This is a genomic window from Halogranum amylolyticum, assembly GCF_900110465.1.
GTDB classification, from domain to species: domain Archaea; phylum Halobacteriota; class Halobacteria; order Halobacteriales; family Haloferacaceae; genus Halogranum; species Halogranum amylolyticum.
On the sequence record NZ_FODV01000002.1, the window covers coordinates 511,747 to 530,218 of the forward strand.

The 18,472-nt window shown below is 65.8% G+C and carries 14 protein-coding genes; 7 read left to right on the forward strand and 7 right to left on the reverse strand.

The window, feature by feature from the left end; translation table 11 throughout:
- Positions 1–78 precede the first annotated feature (78 nt).
- On the forward strand, positions 79–1,212 hold the full coding sequence (locus tag BSG17_RS05820) for an ABC transporter ATP-binding protein (protein WP_089821919.1): 1,134 nt from the start codon (positions 79–81) through the stop codon (positions 1,210–1,212).
- Between the two features lie 118 nt (positions 1,213–1,330).
- Here the strand turns inward: BSG17_RS05820 and BSG17_RS05825 are convergent, their stop codons facing one another.
- On the reverse strand, positions 1,331–3,541 hold the full coding sequence (locus BSG17_RS05825; RefSeq protein WP_089821921.1) for a DUF7997 domain-containing protein: 2,211 nt from the start codon (positions 3,539–3,541) through the stop codon (positions 1,331–1,333).
- A gap of 177 nt (positions 3,542–3,718) precedes the next feature.
- Between BSG17_RS05825 and BSG17_RS05830 the strand changes: the two genes are divergently transcribed.
- Positions 3,719–4,813, forward strand: a complete 1,095-nt coding sequence (locus BSG17_RS05830) for a TrmB family transcriptional regulator (RefSeq protein WP_089821923.1) — start codon at positions 3,719–3,721, stop codon at positions 4,811–4,813.
- 333 nt (positions 4,814–5,146) lie between these two features.
- Here the strand turns inward: BSG17_RS05830 and BSG17_RS05835 are convergent, their stop codons facing one another.
- The 6 genes from BSG17_RS05835 to BSG17_RS05865 all read right to left on the reverse strand — a co-directional run bounded on the left by BSG17_RS05835 (position 5,147) and on the right by BSG17_RS05865 (position 12,078).
- Entirely contained in the window at positions 5,147–6,568 is a 1,422-nt protein-coding gene (locus tag BSG17_RS05835) for a succinylglutamate desuccinylase/aspartoacylase domain-containing protein (protein ID WP_089821925.1), read from the reverse strand.
- Between the two features lie 439 nt (positions 6,569–7,007).
- Positions 7,008–7,922, reverse strand: a complete 915-nt coding sequence (locus BSG17_RS05840) for a serine/threonine-protein kinase RIO2 (protein WP_089821927.1) — start codon at positions 7,920–7,922, stop codon at positions 7,008–7,010.
- A gap of 218 nt (positions 7,923–8,140) precedes the next feature.
- Complete coding sequence (locus tag BSG17_RS05845) at positions 8,141–8,731, reverse strand: arsinothricin resistance N-acetyltransferase ArsN1 family B (RefSeq protein ID WP_089821929.1); 591 nt, start codon at positions 8,729–8,731, stop codon at positions 8,141–8,143.
- Between the two features lie 412 nt (positions 8,732–9,143).
- A complete protein-coding gene (locus BSG17_RS25905) occupies positions 9,144–10,070 on the reverse strand; it encodes a polysaccharide deacetylase family protein (protein ID WP_139246555.1) in 927 nt (308 codons plus the stop codon).
- A 245-nt stretch (positions 10,071–10,315) separates the two neighbouring features.
- On the reverse strand, positions 10,316–11,185 hold the full coding sequence (locus BSG17_RS05860; RefSeq protein ID WP_089821934.1) for a deoxyribonuclease IV: 870 nt from the start codon (positions 11,183–11,185) through the stop codon (positions 10,316–10,318).
- A gap of 77 nt (positions 11,186–11,262) precedes the next feature.
- On the reverse strand, positions 11,263–12,078 hold the full coding sequence (locus BSG17_RS05865) for a lipoate--protein ligase family protein (RefSeq protein WP_089821936.1): 816 nt from the start codon (positions 12,076–12,078) through the stop codon (positions 11,263–11,265).
- Between the two features lie 111 nt (positions 12,079–12,189).
- Here BSG17_RS05865 and BSG17_RS05870 point away from each other — a divergent pair, with 111 nt between their 5' ends.
- The 5 genes from BSG17_RS05870 to BSG17_RS27755 all read left to right on the forward strand — a co-directional run bounded on the left by BSG17_RS05870 (position 12,190) and on the right by BSG17_RS27755 (position 18,472).
- Positions 12,190–13,263 (forward strand): metal ABC transporter substrate-binding protein, encoded by a 1,074-nt coding sequence (locus BSG17_RS05870; RefSeq protein ID WP_342028326.1) that lies wholly within the window; start codon positions 12,190–12,192, stop codon positions 13,261–13,263.
- Complete coding sequence (locus BSG17_RS05875; RefSeq protein WP_089821938.1) at positions 13,260–14,027, forward strand: metal ABC transporter ATP-binding protein; 768 nt, start codon at positions 13,260–13,262, stop codon at positions 14,025–14,027. Before BSG17_RS05870 ends, BSG17_RS05875 begins: the two co-directional genes overlap by 4 nt.
- Positions 14,020–14,931, forward strand: coding sequence for a metal ABC transporter permease (locus BSG17_RS05880; protein ID WP_089821940.1), 912 nt, complete (start codon positions 14,020–14,022; stop codon positions 14,929–14,931). Before BSG17_RS05875 ends, BSG17_RS05880 begins: the two co-directional genes overlap by 8 nt.
- A 155-nt stretch (positions 14,932–15,086) precedes the next feature.
- The gene (locus BSG17_RS05885; RefSeq protein WP_089821942.1) at positions 15,087–16,751 is read left to right on the forward strand and encodes a bacterio-opsin activator domain-containing protein; all 1,665 of its coding nucleotides are present in this window, start codon (positions 15,087–15,089) and stop codon (positions 16,749–16,751) included.
- Between the two features lie 254 nt (positions 16,752–17,005).
- Complete coding sequence (locus BSG17_RS27755) at positions 17,006–18,472, forward strand: endonuclease/exonuclease/phosphatase family protein (RefSeq protein ID WP_089821944.1); 1,467 nt, start codon at positions 17,006–17,008, stop codon at positions 18,470–18,472.

Below are 18,472 nucleotides of genomic sequence, written 5' to 3' on the forward strand. Positions count from 1 at the left end.
AGGTACTACGAAATTATGCATCACAGATTTCGTTCAGAGGGCAAGAACTATACCCTGTGACCACTACGCATGGCGATAATGGCAACTGTAACGCTCGATAATCTCAGAAAGGAGTTCGACAACGGTCGCATCGTGGCCGTCGACGACGTCTCGATGCAGGTCGACGACGGGGAGTTCATCACGGTCGTCGGCCCCTCGGGCTGTGGGAAATCGACGACGCTGCGGATGCTCGCCGGGTTGGAGACGCCGACGGGCGGGAGCATCCACATCGGCGACGAGGACGTGACGGACGTCCACGCACGCAAGCGCGACGTCGCGATGGTGTTCCAGAACTACGCGCTCTACCCCCACAAGACGGTCGAACAGAACATGGCGTTCGGTCTACGGATGAGCACGGATCTTTCGAAGGAGGCGCGTCGCGAGCGCGTCCGCGAGACGGCCGAGATGATGGGTATCGAGGACCTGCTGGACGACAAACCCGACGAACTCTCCGGCGGACAGAAACAGCGCGTCGCGCTCGGCCGCGCCATCGTGCGCGAACCCGACGTGTTCCTGTTCGACGAGCCGCTGTCGAATCTGGACGCCAAACTCCGGACGACGATGCGGACGGAGATCCAGCGGCTCCAGAACGAACTCGGAATCACCGCCATCTACGTCACGCACGACCAGGAGGAGGCGATGACGATGGGCGACCGCATCGCCATCCTCGACGACGGCGAACTCCAGCAGCTCGGCGCGCCAAAGGACGTCTACAACAACCCGACCAACGAGTTCGTCGGCGGCTTCGTCGGCAGCCCGAGCATGAACTTCCTCGACGTCGCCGTCGAGGACTCCGGGAACGCCGTTCGACTCACGCAGACCGAGGGACCGCTCGACTACCAGCTCTCCGGAGACGTCGCCGCACGGGTCCGCGAAGCCGACGTCTCCGAGTTCACGCTCGGCATCCGTCCCGAAGACGTCGAGGTCGTCGACGGCGGGCCGAACGCCGTCGAGACGACCGTCGGCGTCGTCGAACCCATCGGCAGCGACAACTATCTCCACCTCGACGTCGGCACCGACTTCATCGCCCGCGTCGACTCGGACGTCGAACCCGCGAGCGGCGACGTCATCCAGATTACGTTCGACCAGTCGGACCTCCACCTGTTTGACGGTGTGACCGGAGAATCGCTCCTCGCGCGCACGCGAACACAGAAGATCTCACCGACGCCGTAGGCGAGACCACTACGGCACCGCAGCACTACAGACTCCGCTCACCGCTCTCTTTTCCGTTCGACGGCCGCGGACAGAAGCGTCGTCGAACCGAACCACCCCGAACCGAGCGTCGCGCCGCTCAGTCGTCGGCGACGACGGGCTGTTCGGAGAGCATCCCGTACTCGTCCATCAGGGCGACGGTCGCCAGTCGCAGCGCGTGCGGCCATCCGAGCGGCGTCGCGCTGTCGGGCGTGCCGTCGTCGAACAGCTGTTCGGGGAGGTAGCCGCTCTCCAGACAGAGCGCCCCACCCGGGAGACACAGCGAGAGGAGCTCTCGTGCCAACTCGGCGAACTCGGTGGCGCGGTCGTCGTCGTGGTCGGCCAGTGTGGCGGCGAGGCTCGCGGCCGCGTGGGCACCCCACGCCGTCGACACCGACCAGATCTTCTCGTCTGTCTGCTGGCGCACGCGCCAACTGTCGCCCTCGTAGCGGTACAGTCCGTCGACGTCCTCGGCCGGCGTCCGCCGGAGCGTCTCGACGACCGTCTCGACGTGAGAGACGAGTCGATCCAGACGCTCCTCGTCGACCCCGTCGAGGCGGTCGTAGGCGCGGTGGGCTGCGACGAGACCGAGGGCGGCCGAGTCACAGCGCTCGTCGAGGTCGCCCGCCTCGTAGTCGGTCGGTTCCTTCGCTTCGACGACGGCTTTCGGGTCGGGCGCACGCTCTTTCTTCGACCCCACTTTCTTCGACCTCGACTTCGCCGACCCAGGTTTCTTCGACCCCACTTTCGTCGACTCCGCGGGGTCGGCGTCCTCGCTGAACTCCCGCAGCGCGTAGATCCCTCTCTCTTCGACCCAGAGGTCGTCGAGCGCCTCGTAGATCGCCGTCGCCTGCTCGGTGGCGTGGTCGCTGTCGTCGACGTCTGCCGCGCCGAGCGTCGCGTAGGCTTCGAGGAACGTCGCCGTCGTGTGGGCGAACCGTCCGGTCATGTCCTCCCAGGCGTTCTGACAGGCAATCGGACGGTCGTCGGCGGCGAGCGTCTCGTCGAGTCCGACCAGCGCCCGGTCGAGCGTCTCGTCGACTCGGGCGACGAGCGCCTCGTCGTCGAGGTGGTCGCGGACGCTCGCGAGGAACGTGATGACGCTCCCCGTCTGGTCGGCCTGATAGTCGACGTCGTCGCCCGCTTCGAGTCGACCGTTCGCCCAGCCGGGGGCGAGACTGCCGTTGCGAGGCCAGACGCGGTGAGGCCACGACCCGTCCTCGCGCTGCGTCTCACAGTAGGCACGAGCACTTCGAGCGTGCCACGTCTCGAGGTCGAGGTCGAACTGTTCGGCCGCCTCCAGGCAGAACAACGATATCTCGGCGTCGTCGCGGAACCAGGTGTAGCCGTACCCGCCGGAGTAGGCGTAGTAGGGGTCGAAATCGGGACCGGCGATGCGGAGACCCGTCTCCGCCGAGAGGATAGAGAGGACGCGAAGGTCCGCAGCCATCGCGTCGGCGTGCGGGACGTCGGCCGCGACGGGAACCTCGATCTGTGCCCCGGCAGCGCGTTCGAGCGTCTCGACGTCCGTGTAGGTCGCCGCGAGTTCGACGAGACGGTCGAGCGCCTCGTCGCGCGGCGTCTCGGTCCGGTCAGTCAGGAGCGTCGCCACCGTCGTCGCACCGTCTTCGAACGGGAGGAGGCAGACGAGGTTGCCCGAGAGCCGTTCCTCCTCGTAGCGGTTGTCCGAGACGGGACGTGGGAGGTCGACGGGGTCGACGTCCAGGATCTCCGTGAACTTCGCGGGCACCTGTCCCCGGAACTCGGCGATGCCGGTCGAACTCATGACGAAGTCGTGCTCGTCGGCGTGGTACACCTCGATAGCGTCGTCGTGGTGGAGTTGGCCGATGCGGGTGTCCTGACCGTCAGGTGCGAAGCCGACGAACGCGACGAGTTCCGCGTCTTCGGTCGTGTCCGACGTCGTCGTTCGTTTCGCGTCGTCGACGTCGAGCGTCACGTGTGTGAGGTGGGCGTCGCCGAGCGTCAGGTCGTACTGCGTCGCGACGCCGTCGGAGAGCACGTGCTCCGTCACGACGAGTGCCGTCTCGTCGTGGTACGACTGCGAACGCGTCTCGCAGTCGTCGAACCAGGTGACCTCGTCGTCGCGACGAACTCCGAGACGGGAGCGCTCGATACCGGTCTGCCCGGTCAACGGGTAGCCGTAGTCGCGGAGGACGCCGTCGGGAGTGACGTGGACGAGTCGCCCGTCCCGGCCGGAGAACAGGCCCTCGGTCGAGCGCCGTTCGCCCGGGAACCGCGTCCTGTGGTCTCTGTGATGCTTGTAGTCGTGGAGCGCGTCGCGGAGTTGCATTGGCGAATGCGACGTGAGCACGTGTTAAGAAGTTTTGGTGTAATTTTCGTTCATAGATTCACGGGGCAGAGCGTTCCAAAGAGGACGACGGACGCGTAGCGGGCCGAACAGGTGCGAGACGGCGCCACGAGCGCTATCCGGGGGATGTAAGTAGGGGCCGTGACCATCAGTAGCAACATGGACGACCCCACGCTCACGGATCTGCTTCGGCAGTTCGGCCTCTCGGACAAGGAGGTCGACACGTATCTCACGCTTCTCGAGCACGGTGAGGCGAAAGCCAGCACCATCGCCGAGGCCGCCGGCGTCTCCAAGCGCTACGTCTACAGCATTAGCGAGAAACTCGAAGAGCGAGGGTTCGTCTCCGTCAACGACCACGTCGTCCCGACGACCATCCGAGCGAACCCTCCCGAGTCGGTCATCGAGACGCTCTCGGGGAACCTCGACCGGATGCGTCCCGAACTAGAAGAACGGTACTCGCAGGCGGCCCCGCAGGCCGACCAGTTCGAGGTCGTCAAATCCCGCGTGACCGTAATAAAGCGGATCAAATCGTTGATCCGAGAGGCCGAGAACGAACTCAGCCTCTCGCTGCCGTACGAACAGCTGCCCGAGGTCGCCGACGAACTTCGCGAGGCGGTCGACCGCGGCGTGTTCGTCCTACTCGTCGTCACGGGCGTCGATCCGGAGGTCGAGTTCGACCTCGACGGCGTCGCTAGCGTCGCCCGCGCGTGGCGCGAACTGATGCCGACGATGGTGACGGCCGACCGCGTCTCCAGTCTCATCGCTCCGACCGAGATGATCTCCCGGTCGAACAGCGGCAAGCAGGCCATCTCGTTCACGCAGGAGCAGCTCTCGCCCGTCATGGTCGGGTCGTTCTTCGGCAACTACTGGCCCAGCGCCACCGAGGTGTACGTCACGGAACCCGACGAACTGCCGGGGACCTACCGGGACTTCCGCAACGCCGTCCTGCAGGCGACGCTGCATCTCCGCGACGGCACCCCGCTTCGCGCCCGCGTACGGGGTCGAACCGTCCACAGCGACGACGGTCCGACGGAACTCGACGGTCGCGTCGTCGAGGTGCGACAGGGGATGATCGCACCCGTCAACAACGACTTCCCAGTCCAGAACACGCTCGTCGTCGAGACCGACGACGACAGCTACATGGTCGGCGGCAGCGGCGCCTTCGTCGAGGATTTCGAGGCCGACGAGGTCGACCTCTCTGTCGCCACCGAGACGGACGAAGACGAGGGCGAGGACGAGACGCGCGAGTCGTAGTCACTCGACGTCTGCGAAGCCGAGTCGGAAGGAACGAGATCCGAAACGTCGGAAAATCAAATATCGAGAGCCGAAGCGGCGGGAACCGCGTTCGTCGAACGGAGCCGGGAGCCCGCGATCGATGGCTCGGGTTGCGGGGCCCCACCTCCGCCGACGGCGTGTATGGAGTGTCAGACTGTGCGGGTAACGTGACGCCCGTGTCCGGCGTGCCTGAGAACGCCGGGTCGGAACGCACGTCGACTGCTGCGTCGGGTTGAGACGCAAGTGGCTCGTCCCCTTGCCAGGGAGTCATCGCCGGTCCGTCTCGTGGGGACCGGGTCGCCGGAACGTCGCCTACGCGACGCTGATCTCGTCGCCGTCGGTGACGGTGAACTGCTCCAGTTTCCCCGTGTACCGGAAGGCGTCGTCGAGCGTCGACACCTGGCCGACGACGCGGTCGTCGTACACCGTGTCGGTGCTCTCGAGCGTGCCCGCGTTCTCGAGGCTCCCCGAGACGGCGAACTCGAAGCGCGTCACCGGACCGGTGCCACGGATCTCGATGAGGTGGCTCTCCTCTTGAACCGAGATTCGGTCGCCGTCGACGGTGACGACGACGTCCTCCTTGTCGCCGTCGGTGACCGTGAAGTGCTCCAACTCGCCGGTGTAGGCGAACTCGTCGTCCTGCGTCGACACTTGTCCCTCCACCCGACTGTCGTAGGCGGTGTCGGTGTCTTCGAGCGTGCCGGTGTTCCGCAGCGACCCCGTCACCTCGAACTCGAAGCGGGTGACTGGCCCCGTCCCACCGATGTGGATGATCTTCTCGGGGTTCGCCTCGTCAACGCTGATCTGCTGACCGTCGACGTAGACGTTGACGTCGTCTTTGTCCCCCTCGGTGACGACGAACTGTTCGAGGTCGCCCGTGAACGCGAAGCGGTCGTCCTGCGTCGACACCTGTCCCTCCACCCGGTCGCTGTAGACAGCGTCGGTGTCTTCGAGGGTGCCCGCGTTCTCGACGGTTCCGGAGACGGAGAACTCGAAGCGGGTGACCGGGCCGGTCCCTTCGATGTGGATCTCCTGGGTGTCGGACTCGCCCGAACTGCTAGAACTGCTGCCGTCGACGCTCGGCGACTGGCCGTACTGGTCCATCACGTGTTCGACCGTGTAGAGATGCCACTGGATCTGCTCGTCCAGCGAGTCGGCCTTCTCGGTCGTCTCACAGAGGAAGCCGAGGACGTCGAGGAAGCCGGCGGTCCGGTGCATCAGCATATCGCGATCGGCGTCGAGGGTGTTGCCCATCAGGTACGCCATGTCGCCCGAGAGGCCGAACTCGTCGTTGAGGTTGGCGACCGTGTTCTCCCCGTAGTCGCGGGCGGGCGAGGTCCACGTCGGGAACAGCGCCTGCCCGACGCTGCCGTCGCCGGACTTGTAGATGCCGCGCGCCGAGTGCAGATCGAACGCCCAGTCGGGGTCGTGTCGGACCACTTCGTCCCAGATAGCGCGGGCGGCCTCTGTCTCACAGATTCCGCTCCGGGGCGGGAACTGTCGGTTCATGTCACCGTGGGGACCGTGGCGCGTGTCGTCTTCGATGGCGGGGACGTTCGCTCGAGGGAGGACGACGAGCTTCCCGTGGTCGACCGTCCACTCGGTGATCTCCTCGGCGGCGAGATAGCCGCTGCGTTCGTCGCCGTGGAGTCCGCCGGTGATGAACGTCGTCGGGCCGTCGACGCCGGAGTCGTAGACGTAGACAGTCGTCTCGTAGATGGTGTCTTCGAGGATCTGATAGCTGTCGCGGCTCGCCGCAGCGACGGCTGGCTGGCGGCCGCTGCTGCACTGCTAGCGAGTACGAGAGTCGCCGCCGCTTTGAGAAAGCCGCGTCGGGAGGTGGTTGTCGCGTCGTCGGGGGCTGCGTTCTCAGGCATGGAGTCTGCTACAGACTCTCTTTGTTTCCATACTTAACAACAATCTAACAAAGGAGTAACTGGGGTCGGTTACCGCCTGGAAACCTCGCTTACCCACGGGTAAGTGACGGAGTAAAAACCGCGAAACTGGCCGCTCCGACCCCGATTCTCGCAGTATGCGGTTCGACCCGCGACTGGGCGGCGACGGTCGAGAGAGCCGACTGTGACGGCGTTACCGAGAAGGTTCCGAGCTGGACGCTCGGGGCGGAAAGAGACCGAGCAAGAAAGCGATCCGGTTCGGTATCACGGTATGTCATTTATTCCTCTACGAACGCGCGGACCGAGTCGAACTCGTCGGCGGCGAGTGCGGCGGCGAGCCCCTCGACGTCGACCGACTCCGGCGTCTCGGCGGGGTACTTCCGTCGGAAGTAGCCGACGATGTTCTTCACGTCGCGTTCGAGGAGTTCGCGGGCGTTGTCGTGGTCCGTCGGCACCGCCTGCGGCCAGTCGAACACCGTGATCCCGTTCTCGCTGATGGCGACGTTGTACTCGCTCATGTCGGCGTGGACGTAGCCTTCGGCGTAGGCAGTCGCCATCTCCCGGAGGACGAGATCGAGGACGCCGACCACCTGTTCGGACTCGAGTCTCGCGCGAGCGAGTTCGACGCCGTCGAACTTCGCCATCACGAGTGCGTGGCGGTTGTGGTCGACCGGGCGCGGGACCGAGACGTTCGGGTACAGCGTCTCCAGCGCCTCGTACTCGCGTTCGGCCGCCTTCCGGGCGGTGTAGAGCCACGAGACGTGGTTCTTGTCGGAGGTGTAGTTGCGCTCGCGGTCGACCTTCCGGAAGTTCGTGTATCCTTCGCGGTGGAACTTCAGCGCCATCGGCTTGTACGACTGCACCTCGTAGACGTCGCTCTCCTTGCCGACGCCGAGCGGTGCGCCGACACCCTCGACGGTGTCTCGCTGGGAGAACGTCCGCAGCGCCAGCGCGTCGTACCCCTCGAACTCCAACTGGTAGCCCTCGTACTGGATCGTCTTGCGGGTGATGAGCTCCCGCTTCATACAGCGGTCGATGCGGTAGTCGACCTCCTCGCCGGTCAAGTTGGCGTAGTCCGGGAGCTTCTCTCGGTTGACCCACTTACTGAAGCGCATGCCGTGTTCGACCCCGGAGAGGAGATAGAAGTCCTCGGGTTCGAGCTCGGCCATCACGCTCGCGATGTTCCGAACCATACCGAAACCGTCGCGGCGTGCGGGTAAAAGGGCCGCGAGTCCGTATCCACCGTGAATGTATCACATCGTGCTATACGAAATCCCCGCTTCGTCGTATCGCCGTGGTACAGTCTCCGGGTCGGGGCTACGCTCGGAAGTCACTCGGTGATTGGCACTAAGCGAGGAGTAGTCGGAGTTCACGTCGAACCACTTTCGATCGCTTCACCGTCGCAGGGGAGCTACAGTCGAACCGACGACTCGCCGGCGTGAAGCGCGTCTTCCCACCCATCGAACTCTCGTGCCGCCGACAACGACAACGGTGGGTCCGGGTCGTCGGGGTGGTCACGGAGCGTGTGCGACCACCATCCGACGTCGTGCCACTCGCCGCCTTTGTAGCCCATCTTCTCGAAGGCGGCGTCCTGCTCGAAGCCGAACGACTCGTGGAACGCGACGCTCGCCGGGTTCGGGAGCGTCGCCACGGCGTAGACGGTGATGTACCCCTGCAGTTCGAGCAGCTCGAGGAGCGACTCGTACAGACCCCGGGCGACGCCGTTGCGGTGGTGCGCCGAGTCGACGTACACCGAACTCTCGACGGACCACTGGTAGGCCTCGCGTTTTCGAATCGGACCGGCGTAGGCGTAGCCGACGACGTCGCCGTCGACCTCACAGACGATCCACGGGTAGTCGGCGAGCGTGTCGCGGATGCGGTCACGCAGCTCGGCTGTCGACGGCGGTTCCAGCTCGAAGGTGATTGCGGTGTCTTCGACGTACGGTGCGTAGATACGCTGGACCGCCGCCGCGTCGGTCTCGGTGGCGAGTCTGAGCGTCACACGGGTCACAGTCGACGGTTCGACTCGCCCGACAAGGATGCTTCTGTTGGCGTCCGACGGTCAACGCAACAGGAGACGAGCGTCCCGGACGACGGAACTGAAGAAGTCGCCCGCCCAGTCGAGACTGGCCGAGATTGGGTCGGTCGGGTCGGAGACGCGCGACGCTCGCGCCGGCTTCGACCCGGACTCCGGCACGGCCGTCGACGTCTGGACGGCCGTCGGTGTCGATCCCTCTGCGGAGGCATCGGCTGGCGTCGGCGTCAGGTCGGGAGTCGCTGTAGGAGTGGGTTCGGGAGTCGCCGTCGGCGTCGGGTCGGGAGTCGCTGTAGGAGTGGGTTCGGGAGTCGCCGTCGGCGTCGGCTCCGGCGTCGAATCGGCAGATCCGCCGAGGACGTCGTGGTCGTGGAGTGCCTCATCGAGCGTCTTCAGCGTGAGCCCTTCCGGCGCGGACGGCCCAGATGATCATCCGGATCTGCGGCTGCGTGAGCCGCTCGTCCCACGAGTGCGACCCGAGGAGGAGCAGTCCGTCGTCCTCGGCCGCGCGGCGAGCGAGGCGTCGGACGCTCGCCTTCGACTGCTCGGCCATCGTCCCCCGGTCGAGCCAGTACGGGACGGGGGCGTCGTTCAATCCTGACCCGAGTACGCCGTTGCCGACGGCGTCGTAGTGGTCGGCTACGACGGTCGCCGCGTGCTCGTCGTAGATCTGGTACGGAGCAACGAAGTGATCGACGTCGACGTCGTACCCCTCCAGAACCGCTTTCGACTCGGCCAGCGACTCGTGGAGGAAGTCGTCTGCCAGCCTCACGCGGGCGTCGTCGTCCACTCGAACGGCCGCGTCGGCCGGCGTGTCGAGGCGAACGACGCTCCCGTCCTGGTCGTCAGTGCGCGGAGCGACGGTCGCGGTGAACGACGCCCCGGTGTCGTCTTCCACCTGGAGCGGCGCACCCGCGAACCGCGCGTGGACGCCGAAACTCGCCTCCAGTTCCGTGTCGCCCGCGTCGACGTCGGCCGCGAGACCGACCGATCCGACCGGATGATGGTGAGCCGTATGCGAGAGAATCTCGAACCCCTCGTCGGCCATCTCGACGAGCTGCTCGGGGTCGAGACCGCCCGGTGTCCGGACGTAGTCGGAGACGCAGCCGAGACAACCGGGCGCGTCTTCCTTCCGATGGACCGGGAACGTCTTCGTGTAGTCGTGACCCGGGCTGTCGTCGTAGATGAGAACACAGCTCGCGTCGGTGCTCGCAGAGACGGTTCCGGCGAAGCCGGAGGCGGCGAGAGCCCCGACACCGGCCTTCAGTGCCTGTCGTCGGGTCGCCCGAAATCGATGAGTCGACATACGATCGACTACGACCTATCAGAATATTCCCATTTCAGTGCTAAGAGACTGTTAGCGATGTGGATAGCTACGATAACCAGCAATTACTAGATTCAGCGGTCGAACGACAGGAATCAGAGAGTCGAACAGAAAGAAGGTTCGTCGAACGACCGATCGGTCGGAGAGACGTGTCACGAGAGAGTTAGTTCGTTCTTTCAATACTATTATGACATCCAATACGTTCGTAACGGACGGTTACTGCCCGATCACTCCTCGCGGAGTTCGCGGACGCGCTGGATGTTCCAGGCGAACCCCTTGCCGTCCTCGGTCGGCGTCTCGAGCGCCATCGGGACGTCCGCGAGCTCCGGATGGTTGACGAACGCGCGCATCCCCTCCTCGCCGATGAGCCCCTCACCGATGAGTGCGTGTTCGTCCTTGTTCGTGCCGCACTCGTGTTTCGAGTCGTTGAGGTGGACGTACGCGAGGTTCTCGAGACCGACCACGTCGTCGAGTTCGGCGACGGTCTTCGCGACACCCTCCTCGGTCGAGAGGTCGTAGCCCGCCGCGAAGGCGTGGGCCGTGTCAAGACAGATCTCGAGGTCCTGCTCGGACGCCTCGAGGACGGTCGCGAGATGCTCGAAGTCGCCGCCGAGTTTGGTGCCGCTGCCGGCGTCACTCTCGACGAGCACCGTCACGTCCTCGGGGACGTCGAGTTCGTCGAGTGCGCTCGCCGCGTTCTCTAAGCCGCCCTCGACGCCGGCCCCGGTGTGCGCACCGAGGTGGACGTTGACGTACGGGATGTCGAGTTTCGCCGCCGTGTCGACCTCGGTCTGCATCGAGGCGATCGACTTCTCTCGGAGGTCGTCTTTGGGCGTACAGAGGTTCACGAGGTAGGAGGCGTGGATGACCCACGGTCCGTCGAGTTTTGCCTCGGTCTCGGCTCTGAACAGTTCGGCCGCCTTGTCGCTGATGTCGGGGTCGCGCCACACCTGCGGCGAGGTGGTGAAGATCTGCCCGCAGTTGCCGCCGAAGGCGACCTGCCGGTGGACCGCGTTGGCGATGTTGCCGTGCGGCGGCGTCTCGTCGTCGCTGGAGACCTTCGAACTGGAGATGGATACGTGTGCTCCGACCTGCATGCGCGTGGGGAAGCGACGGGTCGTGAAAGGGACTTCGGAGTCGGTGTCACGGCGTATGCGTCGGTCTGGAGCTGGTCCTACCGCTCGTCCGGCCGCCGTCGGACCCACTCGTCGGCCGCGTACTTCTCGTCGGCCCGTTCGCGCGCCCGCGTGAGTTCGTCGTCCGTCCACGACCCCTCCGCTGCCGCGGCCCACTCCGCCAGCGCGACTTCGACCGCCGCGACTGCTTCGCTCCGACTCGTCTCGCTCTCGTCGTCGATCCCGGTGACGCGCTCGCGGAACGTCTCGGGTGTGGTCCCGGGGTTCGAGAACGTCGAGAGGTGACGGTCGGCCTGCACCGAGTAAGTCAACGAGCCGTGTTGAATGACGGCGTCTTTCCGGCGATACTGGGCGTTGCCGCTGATCTTCCGGCCGCCGGCGACGACGTCGTGCGCGGGGTGGAGTTCACGCAAATAGCAGGCGGGGTGGTAGATCTCGGGCAGTTCCTCCGCGGCGAAGTCGGCGCCGACACCCATCCGGTCGAACGCGTCGAGCACCGGCGTACAGAGCAGATGATAACAGTTCAGCAGACTCGACGGCAGTTCGGCCTTCGGCGCGACGATGGAGTAGGAGACGTCGCCGTAGTTGTCGTGGTAGATGCCGCCGCCACCGGTCTGTCGACGGGTGACGTCGATCCCCTCGCGCTCGCAGAACGCCCAGTCGACGGTGTCGGGGTCCTGCCGGTAACCCAACGAGAGCGTGCTCGGTTCCCAGCGGTAGACGCGAACCGTCCGCGGTCCGCCGTCGGCAGCGGTCTCGGCGGCGATCTCGTCGAGCGCCATGTTCATCGCCCCCGACCACGACTCCTCGCGGATCAACCGCCACTCCCTGTCGTGTACGTCGGTGTCGTCCATGCCACCGAGTTGCCACGGGGTGGGCAAAGCGGTTGCGACGTCGGTCCCGTTAGCAGTAGACGCTAGAGAGATAGCAGTATTTATTAATACCTTGGCTCATGTTGTTAACTCATGTTGCAGCCACGTACGCGGCGCACGTTCCTCGCCTCCAGTCTCGGTGCGGCGCTCGTCGGGAGTGCCGGTTGTCTCGGAGAAGCCTCACCGTCGGACGACGGCCAGTCGGGCGGCGGCCAGTCGGACGGCGACCGCACCGTCCAGTCGTCGTTCTTCGTCGCCAGCGACATCGCTCGGAAGGTCGTCGGCGAGGCAGCCACCGTGGAGAGTCTGGTTCCGTTCGGGCAGCACGGCCACGGCTGGGAACCCGGACCGGACGTCCAGCGGAAGGCCGTCGACGCCGACAGTTTCGTCTACGTCGGCGAAGGGTTCCAGCCCTGGGCCGACGACGTCGTCGCCAACCTTCGGACGGACGCACCCGACGTCTCCGTGATCGCGATTCGATCGGGCGTCGATCTGCTGCCCGCTCCAGGCGCGGAGAGCGACGACGGTCACGGGGGAGAGAGTCACCAGAGCGACGACGGCCACGACAGTCACGACGACCACGAGGACGAAACGCACCAGAGCGACCAGACCGACGATCACGACCACGGTACGGCGGACCCGCACTTCTGGCTCGACCCGACGCGGACGAAGGCCGCAGTCGAGAACGTCCGGGCCGGGTTCGCCGAGGCCGATCCGGACAACAGCGACGACTACGACGCGAACGCCGAGTCGCTCCTGGCCGAGCTCGACGCGCTCGACGCCGAGTTCGAGGAGGCGCTGGCCAGTCGGAGCCGTGAGGTCGTGCTCGTCGCCGGCCACAACGCGTTCCAGTATCTCGGCCACCGGTACGAGTTCGAGGTCCACGCACTGAGCGGCCTCGCGCCGGACGCGACCCCCTCGCCGAAGGCGGTCCGCGAGGCCCAACACGTCGTCGAGGAACACGGCATCGAGCACGTGCTCGCGCCGGTGTTCGAGTCCGACCGAGCCGCGCGGCAGCTGGTCGCGGAGACGGGCGCGAAGGAGGTGCTCCCGGTCACACCCATCCCCACGATCAAACCCGAGTGGGACGACCGCGGCTGGGGGTATCTCGACGTGATGCGCGAGGTGAACCTCGACTCGCTGTCGACAGCGCTGGGGGCACAGTGAGCGGGAGCGGGAACGACGCTCGCGACCCCGTCGCCGAGTTCGACGGCGTCAGCTTCGGCTACGGCGGGACGCCCGTCATCGAAGACGTCTCTTTCGCCATCGAGCGCGGCGAGTTCTTGGGTCTCGTCGGCCCCAACGGGTCGGGCAAGAGTACGCTCGTCCGCCTCCTGCTCGGACTGGTTCGACCGGACGCCGGCAGCGTCCGACTGTTCGGCGAGTCCGCCCACGTCGCGGAGACAGGGACGCGGGTCGGCTACGTCGCACAGACCGCCGCGTCGTCCGGTCGGAAGATGCCCGTCACCGTCCGCGAGGTGGTCCGGATGGGCCGGTATCCGCACGTCCCACACGGTCGGTTCCGGAGCGAGGACCGAGCTGCGGTCGACGACGCACTCGCGACAGTCGGGGTAGCCGATCTCGAACGCCGTCGACTCGGCGAACTCTCCGGCGGCCAGCGACAGCGGGTGTTCATCGCGCGGGCGCTGGCGACCGAGGCCGAGATACTCGTTCTCGACGAACCGACCGTCGGCGTCGACGCCAACTCCCGAGAGGCGTTCTTCGATCTGCTTGCGTCGCTCAACCGCGAGGGGATGGCGATCGTCCTCGTCGAGCACGACATCGGCGTCGTCACGACCTACGCGACGCGGGTAGCATGTCTGAACCGGAAACTGTACTTCCACGGCGACGCCGACCGGTTCACCGAGAGCGACGCACTCACGCGGGCGTACGGTGCCAACCAGCGCGTCGTCCACCACGACCATGATTGAGGGGGTGCTCGCGGCGTTCACCGCCGCACTGACGTTCGTCGGCGGCCTGCTCTGTCGGCTGTTCGCACCGCTCGGCGTCGATCTCGTCTGCTACCCGTTCATGCAACGGGCATTGATCGCGGGCGTCTGCGTCGGCGTCGTCGCGCCGCTCGTCGGATCGTTCCTCGTCCATCGGGAACTCGCACTCATCGGCGACACGCTCGCACACGCGGCGTTCGCCGGCGTCGCAGTCGGGCTGTTTCTCGGCTCGGCGGTCGCCCTGCCGGTGTCGCCGACGGTGACGGCGCTCGTCGTCGCCGTCCTCGCGGCGCTGCTCGTCCAACTCATCGCCGAGCGGACCGACGCCTACGGCGACGTCTCGATGGCGATCGTCCTCTCCGGCGGGTTCGCGCTGGGGACAGTGCTCGTCAGTCTGACCGACGGGGGGATCGCGGTGAGCATCAACCAGTACCTGTTCGGGAGTCTCTCGACGGTCCGTCGGGAGGACGCGCTCGTCCTCACCCTCCTGAGTCTCGTCGTCGTCGGCGTCGTCTGGCGGTACTACCGGCAGTTCCTCGCCGTCACGTTCGACGAGACGGCCGCGCAGGTGGCCGGCGTCGACGTGACGGCGACGACGCGTCTGTTGGTGGTGCTCACCGCGTTCGTCGTCGTCGCGGCGATGCAGATCATGGGTGTCATCCTCGTCGCGGCGATGCTCGTCGTTCCCGTGGCGACGGCCGCACAACTCGGGCGGAGCTTCCGGGAGTCGGTTCTCGTCTCGGTCGTCGCCGCCGAACTCGCCGTCGTCGTCGGTGTCGGCCTCTCGTACACGTACGGACTGGCCGCCGGTGGGACCATCGTCCTCGTCGCCATCGGCGGCTACGGGCTCGCATTGACGACGCAGTACGCGACGGCGAAACCGTGAGGTTCGAAGCGGCGGAGTTGTGAGAGTGCGAGCCGGGGAACGGGAAGTCGTCCTCGACGCGTCCGTAGAGCGGAGTCGTCACCCGTGCTTCGCTGTGAACAAATTTTTGTCACTATGGACGTTGGATACGATGAAGCGGTCAATCCGGGTCAAAGATGGAAAAGACAACCGAAGGACCGACAGGAACGAACGGTCCCGACGGTCCGCCGAGTGCAGAAGAGTTCGAGACTCACCCGTTCGCCAAGGCGAGTCTCGACGCCTTACCGACGCAGGTGGGGATCGTCAACAGCGAGGGTGAGATCGTCTACACCAACCAGGCGTGGCACCAGTTCGCCCGCGACAACGACTTCGAGGGGTCGCCGGAGATGCTGGGAACCAACTACCTGTCCGTGTGCGATACGAGTATGGGAGCAGACGCCGTCGAGGCGGGGCGAGGGATCCGTTCGGTGCTCGACGGTGAGCGCGAGGAGTTCTCTCTGGAGTATCCGTGTCACGGCCCCGACGAACGCCGCTGGTTCGTCATGCGTGCCATCCGGTTCCGGTACGACGGTCACCGATTCGCGCTCCTCTTTCATCTCGACATCACCGAGCGAAAACTTTCGGAGTTGGACGCCGAACGGCAGAACACACAGCTCCGGACGGTCAACAGCATCAACGTCCTCATTCGCGAGATCATCCAGTCGTTGCTCGAAGTCGAGACGCGCGGCGAGCTGAAGGCGATCGTCTGCGAACGACTCGCCGCTTCGACGCACTACGAGGCGGCGTGGATCGCAGACGTCGACAACCAGACGCAGACCGTGTCGGTTCAGACCGACGCCGGGATGCCGCAGGGGTTCTCGGAGGCGATCGACGGACTCCCCGCCGACGCGGTGGATCGAACGGGGCTCCAGTCAGCGCGGAACGACGGGCGCTCGAGCGTCGTGCGCGCGACCGGCGACGCCGCCGGGCCGATACAGTCGCTGGCGCTCGACCACGGCTTTCGGTCGTACGTCGCCGTCCCGCTCCGCCATCGCAACGCTCGGTACGGCGTGCTCGTCGTTCACTCGAAAACCGAGAAGACGTTCAGCGAGTGGGAGCGCGCCGCCTTCGAGGTGCTCGGCGAGACGCTCAGTCACGCGATCAACGCCATCGAGAACCGTCGGCTCCTGTACGCCGACTTCGTCACCGAACTGGAGTTCGTCGTCAGCGACCCCGACTCGTTCCTGACGTCGCTCTCGGCCCGCGCCGACTGTACGGTCGAACTGACCGGGTTCGTCCCGCTCACGGACGACGCAGTGCTGCAGTACGTGACCGTCGAAGGAACTGACCCCGCGACCGTCGAGGCCATCGCGGCGGACGCCGACAGCGTCGAGAGCGTCAGCATCATCTCGAGACACGACGACGAGGTCCGTCTCGAGTACACCGTCGACGACACCTCGCTCGTCTCGTTGCTCGCCGAGCACGGCGTCAACGTCCACACCGCCACGGCGACCGGGGGCGACGTCGACGTCCTCGCCGAGACAGTGACGAACGCGGACATCCGGGAGGTCGTCGAGGCCGTCCAGTCGGAGTTCGCGAACGCCGAACTGATCGCGAAACGCGAAGTCGAACGCGAGACGCAAACGGTCAGCGAGTACTGGGACGAGTTGACGGGACGGCTCACCGACCGCCAACTGTCGATGCTCCAAGCGGCGTACTACGCCGGCTTCTTCGAGTGGCCGCGAGAGAGTTCGGGCGAGGAGGTTGCCGCCTCCTTCGATCTCTCGGCTGCGACCTTCCACGAACATACCCGGATCGGCCTCGAGAAGATGCTCACGATGCTGTTCGAGCGCGAGAACTGACACCGACCGTCTCCTCGCGTCTGCGGCGTCGAGCGATTTGTCCTCGAATTCCCGTCTGACTCGCCGTCGGGGAACGGCTGTGAGCGACGCGCACCCGTGGCTAGAAAGTTCATTACGGTTGCTACCGACTAGTCAGTAACAGTCGACAACTTCGACGGGAGCGACGCCGGCTACCGGCGTGAACGCGGCAGACCAGGTCCCCACGAGTGACAACTGCGAAAGAGGAGTCTGCCGTCATCGGGGAGGGAAAACGAGTGAGTAAACAGATCGACGCGAACAGACGGACCGACGCGAACAGACAGACCGACGCTGACGACCGGGCCGTCTCTCGACGGGGAGTACTCCGCGGGGCAGTCGGAGGGTTGGTGTTCGCGCCGGGAGTGAGTCACCAAGACTGGCGGTACAGCGTCGGTAACGGCTCCGGCTGGGCGGGAGAGACGGTACTCAGTCGAGACGGTACCGACCACCCCCCGACGGTGACCGTCATGACGTGGAACCTCTACATCGGCACGGACCTGCGCCAACTACTCAGACGGTCCGGCGACGAGCAGATAGACACGGCAGTCGCGAGACTGCTCGAAGACATCGAACAGAGTCGGTTCGACGCGAGAGCCGAGACGATCGCCGACGAGATCGCCTCGGCCGGACCCGACCTCATCGGATTACAGGAGGCTACGCTCCTCCGGATGCAACTTCCCGGCGACTACGTCGCCGACCCCGGGCGGATCAACGCCACCGAGTACTATCTCGACTTCCTCGTGGTCTTACAGGAGAAACTGGCCGACAGGGGACTCGAGTACGAAGTCGCGAGCTCCGTCACCAACACGGACGTCGAACTCCCGGCCGACCTCGACGCCGGGTCGGTCGACATCCGACTCACCGACCGAAGCGTCATCCTCGCTCGTCAGGGGCTCGAAACGCAGAACCCGACCCGGGAGACCTACGAAGCGACGATTACCATCCCCCTACCGGACGGCGTCGAGTACCTGCTCACCCGAGGGTACTGTTCGATCGACGTCGAGGTGGACGGAACCGCCTTCACCTTCGTCAACACCCATCTCGACAGCGTCTCGGCGGCGACACAGATCGATCAGGCGCGCGAACTCGTCGTCGATGTGACCGCGTTCGACCGTCCGATCGTCCTCGTCGGCGACTTCAACAGCCCCGCGGACGGCAGCGAGACGGTGACCTACGACCTGTTGACGCAGTTCTTCACCGACGCGTACGCGGAGGCCGTTTCTAGCGAACCGGGCTACACCTGTTGTCGACAGTCGCAGCTCCAGGGGCCACGGTCGGAACTCACCAAACGACTCGACTTGGTGCTCCTCCGTGGTGTCGGTCCGGTGACGACCGTCGAGCGCGTCGGAACCGCCCCCGACGACCGTGTCTCGACGGTCGTCGACGACGAACGCCGGCGGTTGTGGCCCTCCGACCACGCGGGCGTCGTCGCGACACTCCAGTTGGAGTCAGACGAGACGACACCGCAGGTAGAGACGCTCCGAAAGACGGGAGTCGCGTCGGACGGGCAGACGGGAACTCGACCCGCAAGTTCGCCGTCGGTCGGTGACCCGACCAGCGACGACCCGGCGTCGACGGACGTCGACGCGCCGGGGTTCGGCGTCGTCGCCGGGCTGGTCGCACTCGGGGCAGTCGCCGTCGGGCTGCTGCGGCGACGCGGAGCGTCCGAGTCGACTCGCTTTTCACGGCCACCCGAGAAGTGA